The organism is Micromonospora sp. MH99, from assembly GCF_021442385.1.
Classification (GTDB): domain Bacteria; phylum Actinomycetota; class Actinomycetes; order Mycobacteriales; family Micromonosporaceae; genus Micromonospora.
Genome location: NZ_MUZA01000108.1, coordinates 1 through 14682 on the forward strand (window position 1 = coordinate 1; position 14682 = coordinate 14682).

The 14682-nt window shown below is 72.9% G+C and carries 13 protein-coding genes and 1 pseudogene; 1 reads left to right on the top strand and 13 read right to left on the bottom strand.

The features are described 5' to 3' along the window. Positions 1 to 1105 precede the first annotated feature (1105 nt). From B0E54_RS30725 to B0E54_RS30735, 3 genes are all read right to left on the bottom strand, one after another. Positions 1106 to 1735 carry a hypothetical protein gene (locus B0E54_RS30725; RefSeq protein WP_234591207.1) on the bottom strand — a complete coding sequence of 210 codons (630 nt, stop codon included), beginning with the start codon at positions 1733 to 1735 and terminating at the stop codon, positions 1106 to 1108. 13 nt (positions 1736 to 1748) lie between these two features. Continuing rightward, entirely contained in the window at positions 1749 to 3533 is a 1785-nt protein-coding gene (locus tag B0E54_RS30730) for a DUF4012 domain-containing protein (RefSeq protein WP_234591209.1), read from the bottom strand. A 100-nt stretch (positions 3534 to 3633) separates the two neighbouring features. Then, a complete protein-coding gene (locus B0E54_RS30735; RefSeq protein ID WP_234591211.1) occupies positions 3634 to 4881 on the bottom strand; it encodes a glycosyltransferase family 4 protein in 1248 nt (415 codons plus the stop codon). A 168-nt stretch (positions 4882 to 5049) separates the two neighbouring features. On the opposite strand from B0E54_RS30735, the gene B0E54_RS30740 reads away from it, so the two are divergent. After that, positions 5050 to 5604, top strand: a complete 555-nt coding sequence (locus tag B0E54_RS30740; RefSeq protein ID WP_234591212.1) for a low molecular weight phosphatase family protein — start codon at positions 5050 to 5052, stop codon at positions 5602 to 5604. Here B0E54_RS30740 and B0E54_RS30745 read toward each other — a convergent pair. The 10 genes and pseudogenes from B0E54_RS30745 to B0E54_RS30790 form a co-directional block, all read right to left on the bottom strand. Continuing rightward, positions 5585 to 7045, bottom strand: a complete 1461-nt coding sequence (locus tag B0E54_RS30745; RefSeq protein ID WP_234591214.1) for a polysaccharide biosynthesis tyrosine autokinase — start codon at positions 7043 to 7045, stop codon at positions 5585 to 5587. The genes B0E54_RS30740 and B0E54_RS30745 overlap by 20 nt on opposite strands. A gap of 724 nt (positions 7046 to 7769) precedes the next feature. Further along, positions 7770 to 7967: a hypothetical protein gene (locus B0E54_RS30750; RefSeq protein ID WP_234591216.1), complete on the bottom strand. Its 198-nt coding sequence runs from the start codon at positions 7965 to 7967 to the stop codon at positions 7770 to 7772. 4 nt (positions 7968 to 7971) lie between these two features. Then, positions 7972 to 8295, bottom strand: a complete 324-nt coding sequence (locus B0E54_RS30755; protein WP_234591218.1) for a hypothetical protein — start codon at positions 8293 to 8295, stop codon at positions 7972 to 7974. Next, positions 8292 to 8654: a DUF1622 domain-containing protein gene (locus B0E54_RS30760; protein ID WP_234591220.1), complete on the bottom strand. Its 363-nt coding sequence runs from the start codon at positions 8652 to 8654 to the stop codon at positions 8292 to 8294. The genes B0E54_RS30755 and B0E54_RS30760 overlap by 4 nt, the downstream gene beginning before the upstream one ends. Positions 8655 to 8693: 39 nt before the next feature. Continuing rightward, positions 8694 to 9281 (bottom strand): TMEM165/GDT1 family protein, encoded by a 588-nt coding sequence (locus B0E54_RS30765; RefSeq protein ID WP_234591222.1) that lies wholly within the window; start codon positions 9279 to 9281, stop codon positions 8694 to 8696. A 250-nt stretch (positions 9282 to 9531) separates the two neighbouring features. Beyond that, positions 9532 to 10497 (bottom strand): L-histidine N(alpha)-methyltransferase, encoded by a 966-nt coding sequence (gene egtD, locus B0E54_RS30770; RefSeq protein WP_234591224.1) that lies wholly within the window; start codon positions 10495 to 10497, stop codon positions 9532 to 9534. A 51-nt stretch (positions 10498 to 10548) separates the two neighbouring features. Further along, a complete protein-coding gene (gene egtC, locus B0E54_RS30775) occupies positions 10549 to 11295 on the bottom strand; it encodes an ergothioneine biosynthesis protein EgtC (RefSeq protein WP_234591226.1) in 747 nt (248 codons plus the stop codon). Positions 11296 to 11335: 40 nt separating this feature from the next. Further along, the gene (gene egtB, locus B0E54_RS30780; protein WP_234591228.1) at positions 11336 to 12688 is read right to left on the bottom strand and encodes an ergothioneine biosynthesis protein EgtB; all 1353 of its coding nucleotides are present in this window, start codon (positions 12686 to 12688) and stop codon (positions 11336 to 11338) included. Positions 12689 to 12805: 117 nt separating this feature from the next. Further along, on the bottom strand, positions 12806 to 14041 hold the full coding sequence (gene egtA, locus B0E54_RS30785; protein ID WP_234591230.1) for an ergothioneine biosynthesis glutamate--cysteine ligase EgtA: 1236 nt from the start codon (positions 14039 to 14041) through the stop codon (positions 12806 to 12808). Between the two features lie 155 nt (positions 14042 to 14196). Further along, a pseudogene (locus B0E54_RS30790) lies at positions 14197 to 14682 on the bottom strand (hypothetical protein); the annotation flags it as partial.

Consider the following 14682-nt stretch of genomic DNA (forward strand, 5'->3'; position numbering starts at 1 on the left):
GCGAGACCGGCAACAGACAGCATGCTCTTACGCAAGATCGTGTTCATGGGGGTAGCTCCTTCGGGGGTAGGAACACCACACACACCACCAAGGGGGGTCGGTGACGTGGGGTGTGAGCACCTCGTCCGGCGCTGCACAAAACAAGGGGAAAAGATTCGGGGGGCCTGCGGGCTGATCGCCTCGTAGCGCCCGAGGGCGGCAGCCGGGGGGCTCGCGGCGGGACCGTGTGTAACGACCCGCGATCCGCGGTCATTCCCGGCGGCCTGCGAGGGGGACTCGCGGCGTCCGGACCGTGTATAACGACCCGCAGTCCGGGGTCATTCCCGGGGGCCCGCGAGGGGGCTCGCGGCGCCGGACCGTGTAACGGCCGGCCATCCGGGGTCATTCCCGGGCCCTCATCGGGGCCTCGGGGGGCGGGGCCGCGGGTTGTTCGGGGGTCTGCAACGACCCGGACCGGCCGGCCATTCCCAGCCCGGTCGAGCGGGCGGGGGTGGCCGTGGTCCTGCGATCGTCAGGGTGTGTAACGACCCCCGGCCCGCCACGATTCCGGCCCACGGATGCGACGGGTCACAACCCAACCACCGCCAGAAACGGACATCCCGCCCATTCGACGCAGCGGACGTGGCCGGCGGGGGGTGTCTGGGTAGTGCTCGACTCGGGTTCGCCGATGTCGGGGTATCCGGGACCGGTTGATACCCCGACATCGGCGAACCCGAGTCGATCACGGCAACCCGACATCCCGGCACGTCGACCGGACGCCGGCGGGTCGACCGGACGCCGGCACATCGGCCGGACGCCGGCACATCGGCCGGACGCCGGCACGCCGCCCGGACGCCGGCACATCGGCCGGACGCCGGCACGTCGACCGGACTGCCCCGAACGCGCCTACCCGGGACCAGGTCAGCCGAGCGTTCCAGCGCACCGGCGGCCTGGGCGAAGTGTCGGGGTGTGACGGCAGCTTCCGATCACGCACGTCGAGCACCCCGCCGGGCGGCTCGTGACGAATGCCACCGGAGGGATGACATGGGGCTGGCGCCCGCCGGAAGATCCGACGGGCGCCAGCCTGAGGTGCGATCCGGGCACTGCCCGGTTGGTGGTGCGCCGATTAGTGCGCGGCCCCACCGAAGCGCTGGCGACGACGCCAGGCCAGGGTCAGCAGCAGCATGATCGCGCCGGCGCCGACGAGGCCGCCGCCGAGCTTCATGGGCGTACCGATGCTGTCACCGGTGACGGGCAGCGGCTGCTTGCGGTGCAGCACCCGCAGCTCGGCGGTGGCGGTCCGGCCGGACTCCCGGCCCGTGGCCGTGAAGGTCAACAGACCGGTCACCGACGGCTTGTAGCTCTTGGTGAAGCGACCCTGGGCGTTGGTGTACGCCGTGAAGTGCAACGGCGCGCTCGCCTGGTACGCCACCGGCGCCATGGCCACGGTGGTGCCGTCGCTGCGGCGGGCCGGCGCCTTGCCGGCGGCGGGGGCCGCCTGCGGGGTGACGGTCACCGTGATGTCGACGGTCTCGTTGGGGCCGAAGCCCGTCCCGGTCAGGATGACCGTCTCGCCGAGGTAGATCGTCGGCCGGTTGACGGTCAGCGACGCGGCGGTCGGCGGGTACGGCGGCGGCTGGGGCGGGTCGGTGGTCGCGCTCGGCGTCGGCTGCGGCTGTGCCGCCCCCGCTGCCGTCGGCACGGCCACCACGGCCAGGCCGACCGTGAGCGCCATGATGATGCGGGATAGCCGCATGATTGGTTCCCTCCTACTGGTCACAGCTTGGTGCGGAATGAACTTGGGTGGTCCACGGGCTGGCGGTGGGGGTCAGCCACAGCTCGGCCTGTCCGACGCCGGTCTTGGCCGTCAGGACGGTGACCTCCAGCGCTCTCTCGGCGCCGGGGCCGATGTCGACGCTGGCCGTCGCCACCTGGCGGCGGCGTTCGGTGCCGCTGCCCAGTGCCGTTTCGGCCCCGTCGAGCCGGGCGTCGAGCACGGAGCCGCCAGCCGGGCTGAAGATCGACACCAACGTGCGTGCGGTGTACGGATCACCAGCCAGACCGAGGCCGAGGATCGACTTGCTCAGCCCCGACTTCGGCGCCGTCGAGCGCAGGGTCACCCGCAACCGGAGCTCGCGGCGGCCGTCGGATCGGCATTCGCCGACCGTGAGGCTCGCCGTCGGCCGCAGGTAGTAGCCGAGTTTCGCGCCGCTGCCGTCGTTGAAGAACACGCCGACAGTCGGCACGGTGTCCTGTTCCGGGAGCGCTCCGGCCATCCGGCTGTCGCCGAAGGTCCGTTGTTCTTCCGGTCGAGCACTCCAGAACAATATCCGGCGTTCCGTGATAGCACGGTCGAATGCGGACAACAACACCCTAGGGTTGACATTCTTCTTGAAGAAGGCGTCAAACACTGCGGCGGCGGAGGACGCGAAGTACTCGTCCTGCCGTTTGTTGTCCAGCCGCTGGTAGGTCTCGTTGAGCAGGGTCTGCACGACCTTCTCGCTGGCCAGCGGCACACCGCCGGGCACCAGCACCGGGCCGGTCGCCTTGAGCAGGTAGGACAGCACCACCGGGTCGATGGCGAGCACGCCGTCGACTGTGGTTCCGGTCTTTCGTCGGAACATCTCCCGGTACAGGGCGGCGGCGGTCGGGAAGTGCGGCGTGAGGTTCACGTCGGCGGGGTAGATGCCCGGCAGGTCGGTCCAGACCGCCCGGGTCTCGGCGGGCAGCTTCAGCGCCGGCGTGAATTGGCCGAGGGAGGCGCTGCTGCCCTGCTGGCCCATCCGCACCCGACCGTTCTCGGCCTCGATCATCGCGTACGCGCCGAACATGCCGCCGGTGGCGCGCAGTTCGGCCAGGTTCTGCGAGACGAGCAGGTAGCGCCGTGGCCCACTCGCGCCGAGCAGCGGCGGCAGCAGCCGAGCGCCCTGGTCGGCAGCGGCGGTGAGACTGGCAAGCCGGTCGATCTCGCCACGGAGGTCGGTCAGCGCCTGGCGCACCTGGCTGACCAGCCGGTCGGCGGGCACCGCGCTCAGGTCGCGCCGGGTGCCCTGCACCGCGTCGTTCGCCCGGGTCAGCTCCGCGGAGACCGAGCTGAGCCGGGCCAGGTCCAACCGCCCTCCGGCCGGCACCAGGCTGGTCAGGTCCGTCCGAAGCAGGGTCGGGAACGCCCGCCGGGCCAGGTCGTCGATGGCGATGGCGATCAGCCGGACCGCGTCGAGGTCGTCGCCGGCGATCGGGGTACGCCGACCGACCTTCCAGCTCGGGTCGGACGTGGCGGCCCGGGCCGCGTCGGCCTGCTCCTGCAGGGCGGCGAGAGTCCGCTGGGCCCGCTCGGTGTCCCCGCCGACCACCTGCGCGCTCAGCTCCCGGGCCAGGCCGGCGGCGTTGAGCAGGTGGGCGCGCGCCTGCCAGCCCCGGAAACCGATCCATCCCCCGGCGGCAAGCAGGAGTGATCCGACGACCAGGGCACCGAGCAGGGCCCGGCGCAGTCGCGCCCGCCGGCGACGCCGAGATCGGCTCCGCCGTCGATGCGGCCGTTCGCTCTCCGTCACACCACACTCCCGTTTGCTGGAATCGGACAGTCCGTCGGATTCCCTGACGTTCTTAGCACGCTGTGGGGGAATCTCGTACGGTTATGGCATTTCTCGTCCCTTACGCGAGGTTTCCTCGCGGCTCTCTCGCCTCCTGCGGAACCCGGCCGGCGGCCTCGTGCAGCAACCGCTCGATGCGGTCCACCCCGGCCGGCAACGACATCTCCCGCAGGTACGTCTGGCGTCCCCGGCGGCCCATCTCCGTGCGCGCCGGCGGCGGGATGGTGGCGGCCAACCAGAACCGGTCGGCCAGCGCGGCCCAGTCCTCGGGCGGGCACGACAGCCCGGCTCGGGCGCGTTCGACCAGCTCGGCGGTGTCGCCGCCGGCCGACGCCACCACCGGCGCGGCGCAGGAGAGCGCGGCCTGCAGCTTGCCGGGCACCATGCCGCGAAGCTCCGGCAGGTCGCGCAGCATGATCAGCTGGTAGTCGGCGGCGGCGTACAACTCGGGCATGTCGACAGGTGACCGCCGCTCAAGGAAGCGGACGTTCTCCGCCTTCAGATCGGCGGCGAGCCCCCGCACCCGCCGCTCGTCCGCTCCCGACCCGACCAGGACCAGGTCCATGGTGCGGTCCAGCGCGGCCGCGGCACGGACCGCCGTCTCCAGCCCCTGGCGGGCGCCGATGGTCCCGGCGTGCATGACCACGCACCGGCGATCGCGGCGGATCATCTGCCGGGCCGCCGCGCCGGGCGTCGCCGGGTAGAAGATGCGCTCGTCGGTCCAGTTCAGCACCAGTTGGACCCGGGCCGGGTCGGCCCCGGCGGCGACCACCAGGTCCCGCATCGACGGCGCGGCCACCGCGACGCGCGCGGCCGTCCGGTAGATGCGGGTCATCGCGGCGCCCATCCGCGCCGACCAGCGGCCGTCGCCGTCCGCGTCCGCGCCGTCGCGCGCCCAGACATCCTGTACGTGCAGCACGGCCGGCACCTTCGGCAGCAGCCGGAACAGGGCGGCGGTGGCGAACGTGGTGGCCGGCAGCTGGAAGACGTAGAGCGCGTCCACGTCGCCGAGGTACCGACGCGCCGCCAGCGACGCGCTGCCCGCGAACGACAGGTAGCTGACCATTCGCCCGCCCGTGGAGGTGGCCCCGCCGGAGTAGCGCGGCACCCGCCGGACCGCCAGCCGTTGACTGTGCGTCTCGTGGTGCCAGCGCTGCCGCCACCCGGGATAGACGTGACCGCCGGGGTAGTCCGGGAAACCGGTGAGCACCCGGACCTCGTGCCCGCGCGCGGCCAGCTCCTCCGCGAGGCTGCCGGGGATGAAGGCGGGCTCGGGTGGAAAGTGGTACGACAGGATGCCGATCTTCACCGGGGCACCGCCGAGGACCACGGATCGGCCTTGGCCGGCGCGGCAGCACGTCCGGCGGGCGGTCGGCCCGCGTACGATGCCGACAACCCCTCCCCGCGCGGCCAGCGACGTCGACGCCCCACCCTCGGGGTGTGGCGACCCGCGTCCGCACCCACGAGAGGGCTCCCGATGGCCGATCGCGTGTTGTTCGTCTGCCACGCCAACCTGTGCCGCTCGCCGATGGCCGAGTTCCTGGCCCGCCGGTTGCTGGCCGGCCGGCCCGTGCTGGTGTCCAGCGCCGGCACCGACGCGATGGACGGGATGGCGATGCACCCGTACGCCGCCCAGGTCGCGGCCGAGGGTGGCGGCGACCCGGCGGCCTTCGCGAGCCGGACGCTGCGTCCCGAACACCTCGCCGACGCGACGCTCGTGCTGACCGCGACACGGCGGCAGCGTTCGATCTGCACCTCGCTGGCGCCCGGCGCGCTGCACCGGACGTTCACCCTGCGCCAGTTCGGCCGACTGGCGGCGGCCGCGGAGCCGCCCGCCGAGTCGAGCGACGACCCGCTGCGGGCCGCCATCGCCGCCGCCGCCCACGCCCGGGGGCGGTTGCAACCCGCCGCCCCGGACGCGGACGACCTGCGGGACCCGATCGGCGGCACCCCCGCCGACTTCCGTCGCTGCGCTGAGGAGATCGAACGCTCGCTACGACCCCTCGCCGCGCTCATCGGGGCAACCGGGTGAGTTCCTGGGTGCGGTCGCTGACGCCGTTGACGCCGGCGCCCTCGCTGTGCCGGGGGGCGGTGGCCCGGGCGGTCGGCACCGACGCCGAGGCCGGCGAGGTCACCACCCGGTAGGCCTCGTACTGGTACGCCTCGGCCTTGGCCACCTTGGCCATGTTCAGCACGCACCCGAGCAACCGCACCGAGACCGAGTGCAGCGAGCGGGCCGCCGCGGCCACCTGGGTCCGCGACGTACGGCCCTGCTGACTCACCAGCAGCGCGCCGTCGGCCTGCACGGCCACCACCACACCGTCGGTCACCGCGAGCAGCGGCGCGGTGTCGATGATCACGATGTCGGCGGACTCGCGCAGCGCGAGCAGCAGGTCCGCCATCGCCTTGGAGCCGAGCAGTTCGCTCGGGTTCGGCGGTGCGGAGCCGCTGGGCAGTACGAGCAGGGACTTGTCGCCCCAGCGCTGCACCACGTCGCCGACCTGGACGTCGCCGACCAGCACGTCGGTGAGACCGACACCCGCGTCCAGGCCCAGGTACTCGTCGACCTTCGGGCGGCGCAGGTCCGCGTCGACCAGCAGCACCCGCCAGCCCGCCTCGGCGAGCGCGATGGCCAGGTTGCAGGAGAGCGTCGTCTTGCCCTCGCCCTGCAGGGCGCTGGTCACGGCGATGACCCGGGCCGGCTCGTGCACGTCCACGAAGCGCAGGTTGGTCCGCAACTTGCGGACCGCCTCCGCACGGGCCGACGTTGCGGCTTCGCCGACGATCAGCGGAGCGGTACGGGCTGCGTTCTCGAACGGGATCTCGCCGAGCAACGGACTTCCGGTGGCACGTTGCAGGCCCGCGGCGTCGCGCAGGCGGACGTCGGCGACGCCGCGCAGGATCGCCAGGCCGACACCGAGCGCCAGACCGAGCAGACCGCCGAGCGTGAGGTTGCGCAGCGGCTGCGGCGAGACGGGGCTGGAGCTGACCCGTGGACCGCTCACCACCTCGATCTTGATCGGCGCCTTGCCCTCGGGCGGCGTCTCGACCTTCTGGACGAGCTCGACGAACTTCGCGGCGAGGGTTTCGGTCACCCGCAGCGCCCGGGCCTGGTCGGTGTCGGTGACGGAGGCGCGCAGCAGCACGGTGCCGGTCTCCGTGGAGGTGGTCACCCGGCGCTGCACCTCGTCCGCGGTGAGCCCGACCGGGGTCTCGGCCACCACGCTCTGCGCCAGGCGGTCGCTGCTGAGCAGGTCGGCGTACGACTTGACCCGCTGCTGGAGGAACAGACCACCCTGGTAGGCGTCGGTGACGCCCTGGTTGGGGGTGGTGACGAAGAAGGTCACCGAAGCGACGTACCGGGGCTGGGCCCGTACGGTCAGGAACGCCGAGACGCCCAGGGCCACCATGACGGTGACCAGCACGACCCACCAGTGCCGACGCACGTGGCGCAATTGGCGGAGCAGGTCCATCAGGAGTGCCTCCGTGCGGGTCCGGTTACGCCAAAGAACTTCACGAAAACCCCCAAGGTCGTCTGCCAACTCGTGAAACCATTAAAGCCCCTCATAGGGCTTATGTCCGGAGTTATGCATTTTCGAGGCGAACAAGTGCGCCCGCATGACCAACCCGACAAAGGGCCATTCGGCATCGGCGACATCCGGGAAAAGTCCACGGCCGATCCGTGCCGCCCCCTCGCGGCTGCCGCGATCGCCCGCGATCGACCGCCGGAAGCGCACTGCCGCTCCTCGGTGCCGCCCTCGCGCTGATCTCGGCGGGGACGCCGCTCAAGGTCGTACACCCGGCTGGCTGTGGTGACGCCCCGGCCCGGCGGCGACGCTGGCACCTCGACCTGGGCCGCCGGCCGACTTCGTCCTCGTGGCGTGGCTGAGGTCAGGCGCGAGGTCGTAGCCGGCGACCTGCGGGAGCGCGAGGCGCGACACTAGCGGCGCTGGCCGACATCGGCGGGACGACGCCGCCCGCGCGACCTACGCGGCGGTGGCCCGGGCAGCGGGCGGGGCGGGTCTGCGCGGCTGGGCCACCGCGATCGCCGCCGACATCGCCCGCACGCTGGCCGTGCTGACGGTGGTCACTGCACTCGACCGGCGGTCCGGGACGAGCTGCTCGCACCAGGTCGGCGGGACGAAACGACGCCGGCGGTCGCCCCCGTGGGGCGACCGCCGGCGATGCGTGCAGAGGTCAGCGGCGACGCTCGCTGGGGCGACGCTCCTCGGTCTCGTCGGCCAACGCGTCGGTCGCCGGCGCGGTGAGATCGTCGCCCGGCACCGCCACCTCCTCCGCGAGGTCCTGCTCGTCGGGCTTGCCGCCGGGCTGGGGCTCGGGAGCGGTGGCGCCACCGGCGTAGCCGTACTCGTTCGGTTCGTCGTGCCGGGCCATGTGGTTATCCTCCCGCTTTTCCCTGTTTCGCTGCTACCGCCCACGGTAAGTGGTGATCGTCGTCCGCGCAGCGCGGCGGGGATTGTCGGCGCGACCACGGCGGCGCGAGACTCAACGCCGCCGCGAGCAGTTGGCGCAGCGCGACGATCGCCGCCGCGGCAGCGAGGCCACCCCACTGCGGATCGCCGGCCAGGCGGAGCAGGCCGGCCGCCGTGAGCAGATCCAGCAGGACCCGGACCGCGACCCGGACGGCACCTGTGCACAGGGCGGTGACCACACCCGCGACCAGGGCCAGCGCGGTCACCACCTCGACCAGCGCACCGATCACGGCCGTGGCTGCCCGTCGGTGACCTGCCGCTGCTCCTGCCGGATCTCCCGGCCCAGGAAGTAGTTCAGCGCCGTCCGGATCGTGGCGATCGCCGCCAGCTGGCCGATCTGGGTGAACGACGGTGACACCGCCGTGCGCAGGACGTCGGCGGCCAGTTGGAATTCCAGACCGAGCGTCAGAAACCGGCCCAGGGACAGTCGGATCGGAGTGAAGACGGCGGCGGTGCGGTGCCGCAGCCCTTCGACCACGAACCGCACCGCCGCCCACACGGCACCCACGAAGATCACCAGAGCCCCGGCCACCTCCACCACGGCGACCAGCACCTCGTCGCCGTGGCGCAGCAGCTCCGCCGGCTCCACCCGGAGCCGTTACCCGCCAGCGGGGCAGCTAGTCGGTGCTCAGGTCAGCTCGTTGACGGCCTCCAGGATCAGCCAGAGGCCACTGATGGCGAAGAGCACCGCGGCGCCGTACTTGATGGTCTTCTCCGGCAGGCGGCGGCCGAGCATCCGGCCCACCAGGATGGCCAGCGCGTCCGCGGCCACCATGCCGATCGTGGAACCGAGCCAGGTGCCGAACCACCCGTACTTGGTGGCCAGGGTGATCGTCGCGAGCATCGTCTTGTCACCCAACTCGGCCAGGAAGAACGCCACCGACACCGCCACGATCGCCGTCTTGCTGGTCTTCTCGGCCTTGCGCTTTTCCTCCTCGGTGAGCTTGTCACCGCGCAGGGTCCACGCGCCGAAGCCGAGGAACGCCACACCGGCCACCAGGGAGATCCACTCGGTGGGCAGCACGGCGCCGAGACCCGAACCGATGGCGACCGACGCCAGGTGCACCACCGCCGTGGCGACGGTGATGCCGATCAGCACCGGAATCGGCTTGAACCGCGTGGCGAACGTCAGCGCCATCAACTGGGACTTGTCTCCCAGCTCGGCCACGAAAATGACACCGAAGCTGACGACCAGCGCGGCGAGGAATCCCTCCATGACATCCTTCCCGTTCACGCCGGGAGGAGGTACGGGGGCGCCCTCGACCCGGCTGCGACAGCCTGAGTCGAAGGTCTCGCCCGCCCCGGAGACCGGGGCCGCGTGGCCGGGTGCGGAACGCACCAGTATGTCGACCACGACATTGGGGGCTACTCCCCTTCGCGCGACCAGCCTAACCGATCACCGAACGGCCCGGACGCCGCGGGTGAAGAGCCTCACCGCGCCCGGGCCGGAGGGCGTGGGTGCAGCCTCACCGCGCCCGGGCCAGGGTCACGCCGAAGAGCCCGTCCGGGTCGGTCCAGAAGTTCGCCGCCGCGAAGCCCGCGTCGCGCAGCTCCGCGGCCACCCCCTCCGGACGGAACTTCGCCGACACCTCCGTGCGCAGCTCCTCCCCCGCGGCGAACTGGACCGTCAGATCCAGCACCCGGACCCGCATCGGGCGCGTCGCCCGCAGCCGCATCTCGATCCACTCGTGGTCCGGATCCCAGTGGGCGACGTGCTCGAACGCCTCCGGGTCGAAGTCGGCGCCCAGCTCCCGGTTGATCACGTACAGCACGTTGCGGTTGAACTCGGCCGTGACGCCGGCCGCGTCGTCGTACGCGGGCACGATCACCGACGGGTCCTTCACCAGGTCGGTGCCGAGCAGCAGCCAGTCGCCGACCTCCAGCGCGGCGCGCATCGCGGCCAGGAAGTCGGCCCGCTCGGCCGGCAGCAGGTTGCCGATCGTGCCGCCCAGGAACACCACCAGCCGCCGACCGCCGGTGGGCAGCCGGTCGAGCTGACGGGTGAAGTCACCCACGATGCCCCGGACCCGCAGCCCCGGATAGTCGGCGGCGATCTGCGCGGTCGACCCCAGCAGGGCACTGACCGACACGTCCAGCGGAACGAACGTGCCCAGCCCGCCCTGACGGGTGAGCGCGTCCAGCAGCAGCCGGGTCTTCTCCGACGAGCCGGAGCCCAGCTCGATCAGGGTCTTGGCGCCGGTCAGCGCCGCCACGTCCGGCGCGCGCTCGGCCAGCACCGCCCGCTCCGCCCGGGTCGGGTAGTACTCGGGCAGCCGGGTGATCTCCTCGAACAGCTCGCTGCCCCGCGAGTCGTAGAACCACTTCGGCGGCAGCCACTTCGCCTCGGCGGTCAACCCGGCCCGGACGTCCTCCCGCAGACCACGCTCCAGGTCCTGCGGCTCAAGGTAGATCTCCAACGGTTCCGCGGTCATCGGTCCTGCCTCTCTCCTCGGTCACACCTCGCGTTGCCCGACCGGCGCCGCTCACCGGATCGGCAGTGGGCACATCCGCACCTCGTCCACGGTGGCCGTGACCAGGTGCCCCTCCGGCACCGGCCGCCACCCGGGGTCGTCGTCGTGTGGCTCGGAGGCCAGCAGCACCGAGCCCGCCGCCGCACGCACCGACAGCGCGTGGCCGAACGTGGTGGCCACCACCCGCCGCCCGTCGGTGAGCAGCACGTTCAGCCGCGACCCCGGGGCGGCCACGGCGACCTCGGCCACCGTCCGGGCCACCGCCTCCGCCGGATCGTCGCCGCCACGCAGCCGGTGCCGCACCAGCGCCCACAGCAACGCCGAGTCGGTCGCCGCGTCCAGGGTCAGCAGGTCCCGCACCGGCAGGCCGGCGGCGAGCGGCACCACCGCGTCCGGCCAGCCCCGGACCACACCGTTGTGGCTGAACAGCCAGCGCCCCTCGGCGAACGGCGCGGCGGCACCGTCGAGCACCGCCATCCCGACGGTCGCCGAGCGGACCGCGGCCAGCACAGCGCCGGCCCGGGTCACCGCCGCCAGCTCGGCGATCGTCGGGTCGCTCCAGATCGGCTGGGCACGCCGGTACCGCACCGGCTCGCCGTCGCTCGGATACCAGCCGACGCCGAACCCGTCGGCGTTGATCGTGCCGCCGCCGCGCATGTCGCGAGGCGCCCAGGACTGGCGTACGAGTGCGTGCGCCGGCTCGAACAGCAGCTCGGCAAGCGTGACCGGCGGCCCCAGATAGGCCAGGTGACGGCACATCAGCGCAAGCCGGCCGCCGGCGCACCCGCCCGGCGCGACGTCACGGGCGCGACTCGTCCGGCGCGGCGTCCCGGGCGCAGCGGAAGCCGCTGAAGATCTGCCGCCGGATCGGATAGTCCCAGTTGCGGAACGTCCCCCGGCAGGCCGACCGGTCCGTGCCGAACGAGCCGCCACGCAGCACCCGGTAGTCCTCGCCGAAGAACACCTCCGAGTATTCCCGGTAGGGAAACGCGGTGAAGCCGGGATGGCCGCGGAAGGTCGTCGACGTCCACTCCCAGACGTCCCCGATGAGCTGGTGCACACCCAACGGCGACGCCCCCGCCGGGTACGCGCCCACCGGCGCCGGCCGCAGATGACGTTGGTCGAGGTTCGCGTGCGCCTCGGTCGGGTCCTCGTCGCCCCACGGGTAACGGCGCGACCGACCCGTCGCCGGATCCCACCGGGCGGCCTTCTCCCACTCCGCCTCGGTCGGCAGACGCTTGCCCGCCCACGCGGCGTACGCCTGCGCCTCGTAGAAGCACACGTGCACCACCGGCTCGTCGGCGCGCACCGGATCCCACCTGCCGAAGCGGCGGTACGCCCAGCCGTCCCCGTCGCGACGCCAGTGCATCGGCGCGACGAGCTGCTCGGACACCCGGTGCTCCCAACCCGCCGCGCTCCACCACCGTGGGTCGGTGTAGCCGCCGTCGGCGATGAACGCCACGTACTCGCCGTTGGTGACCGGCGCGGCGTCGATGACGTACGCGGGCAGGTCGACGCGGTGCGCGGGACGTTCGTTGTCCAGCGCCCAGGGATCGGTGTCCGTGCCCATCGTGAACTCCCCGGCCGGCACCAGCACCTCACCGCCGACGCGGGCGGTCGGCTCGGGTGGTGGCGGGGCGTGCAGAACCGCCGCACCCGAGCGCAGCTGGTGGGTCGCGAGCATCGTCTCGTCGTGCTGCTGCTCGTGCTGGACGATCATGCCGAAGGCGAACCCGTTGGCGACCAGCGGCCGGTCGGTGAAACTCACGGCGTCGAGCAGGTCGTGCACCTTGTCCCGGACCGTGCCCAGGTAGGCACGCGCCTCCGCCGGTGGCAGCAGCGGCAGCGCCGGCCGGTCGCGGCGGGGCTGCTTGAACGCGTCGTACAACTCGTCGATGTCGCAGCGGACCGGCTCGCGGCCACCCACATCACGGACCAGCCAGAGTTCCTCCTGGTTGCCGACGTGCGCCAGATCCCACACCAACGGCGACATCAACGGAGAGTGCTGGCGCATCAGGTCGGCGTCGTCGACCGCCTCGGTCAGCAGCGCCGTACGGGACCGGGCACGCGCCAACTCCGCCGCGATCCGCCCCCGCAACCGCTCCCCCTCAAGATGGTCCGTCGTGCCCACACCCACCGTCTCGCCGTTCACCGGTCTCCCTTTCGTTCGCCACTGCGGGGCTCGCAACCCCGGCTCACTCCTCGCGCTCACCCGGTCCGCCTTCCGTTCGCGACTGCGGGGCTCGCAACCCCGGCTCACTCCTCGCGCTCACCGGTCTCCCCTCTGTGCGGCGGCCAGCCGCCGTCGTACGCCTCGTTGGACCTCGTCGTGGGTGCCGGCCGGCAGCTCCAGCCGGGGCAGGGCGGCCAGGGCCAGGTCGAGCAGCGCGGCCGCGGCGGCGGCCAGCGTCGGGTCGGACAGGCCGTGCCGCGCGGCCGCCGACCAGCGGTGCGCCACCGGCGCACCGATCGTGTACGCCGCGCGCACCGTGCCCGCGTCGGCGAACAGCGCGCTCAGCACCGCCAGCGGGAGACGCCAGTCCCGGTCCGGCTGGGCGTCCAGATAGCGCAGTTCCAGGTAGCCGCGCGGACGCACGGGCGGAAAAAGGGTGCTGACGTGGTAGTCGAGATCGTCGGTGGTGGGCGGGCGGGGCAGCGCCCCGTCGAGCCAGTCGGCGAAGGTGACACCCGGCGGCGGCGCCCAGTCCGGGCCGCGTCGGCGCAGGCAGAGCAGCGGCGCGGCCAGCACGTACCGGATCCAGGTGGTCGTCGGATCCTCGTCGACGTTGCCGGGCACCCACACCGGGCGGGTGCGGGTCGGGTCGATGGCCAGCCAGGCGGCCATCCGCGCCGACGCCCACCCGGTGCGCCGCCCGGCGTGCCGGCTGGCCGAGGCGAACGCCGCCAGCAACGGCGGCCCGACCGCGTGGGCCGCCGCCCAGCGCGGCGCGACCTGGTCCGGCTCGCCGATGTCGAGGCAGACCTGCAGACCGGCGGTGCTGTACATCATCGTTCGGCCGGCCGGGCCCCGCCGGTCGAAGGCGCGACGCATCGCGCGGTATCGGGGGGTGTCCACCACGGGGCGGGGCCGACGGTGCGGGTCGATTCCGCTGCGGCCGAGGGTCAACCCGGCGGCGGTCAGCAGGCCGGTGACCTGGGCGATATCGGCCTCGGTGGCCTGGATCAGCGCGCCAGTCGAGGAGCGCGGCGGGGTGGAGATCTCCAACTGGCCGCCCGGTTCGAGGGTCACCGTGCCGCCGTGTCGCAGCGGCTCGGCGGGGCTCGCCGGGTCCAGCGTGACGGGGCTGTGGGGCCCCAGCGCCGCCCGCAGCCGCACCGGGTCGACCGGTCGGGCGGGGTCGGCGGCGTCGTGCACGGTCCATTCCAGTTCGACGCCGGTGTATGTCGGGGGGCCTGTCTTGAAGCAGATGCGCGCGAGATGTCGGCCTGCGGCGGCGGACTCACGCAGGATCGCGCTGCGGTCCAGCTCGGGCGACGTCACCATCGGTGCAGCCTCCTTCGTCGTGCGCCAACTCCGGAACACTGTGCCACCGTAAACCCACCCACCGACACTGTCGGCGGCGTCGACGGTGCCACAGACCTCTGTCTAACAGACGAATTTCCCGGTGCACGGCAGAACGAACCGCGCCGGCTGGCTGCTCAGTTCGCGGCCCGCCCCGCCGAGTGGGACGGCTTGACCTTCGCCGACCCGGGCGGCGTCACCGCCGGCGACGGTTCGGCGGGGGGAGACGGCCGCTCCGGAGTCGACGGCTCCGCCGACGGGGACGGTCGCGCGGGAGTCGACGGCTTCGCCTCAGGCACCAGGCGCTGGCAGTACTCCTCGACCGCGGCGACGCCACCGGCGGCCGCCACCAGCCGCTGGAAGGCCGGCGTGTGCAGGGCCTTCTCCCGCTGCTCGGGCCTCTTGGCCCGCCAGGCGCGGCACAGCCCGTCCAGCTGACCGTTCGGCGCCGGATCGACGGACGGAGTGCCGGTCGGGCCCGGCGACGCCGACCGGCTCGGCGCGGTCGACGTGGTCGCCGCGGGATCGCTGGCGCTCGGTGGCGCGCTGCTGGGTGCCGGCGGCGCCGGTTCCGGCCCCGGGTCCAGGTCCAGGCCGGCCGCCGCGAATGCGGCGCCCGCGGT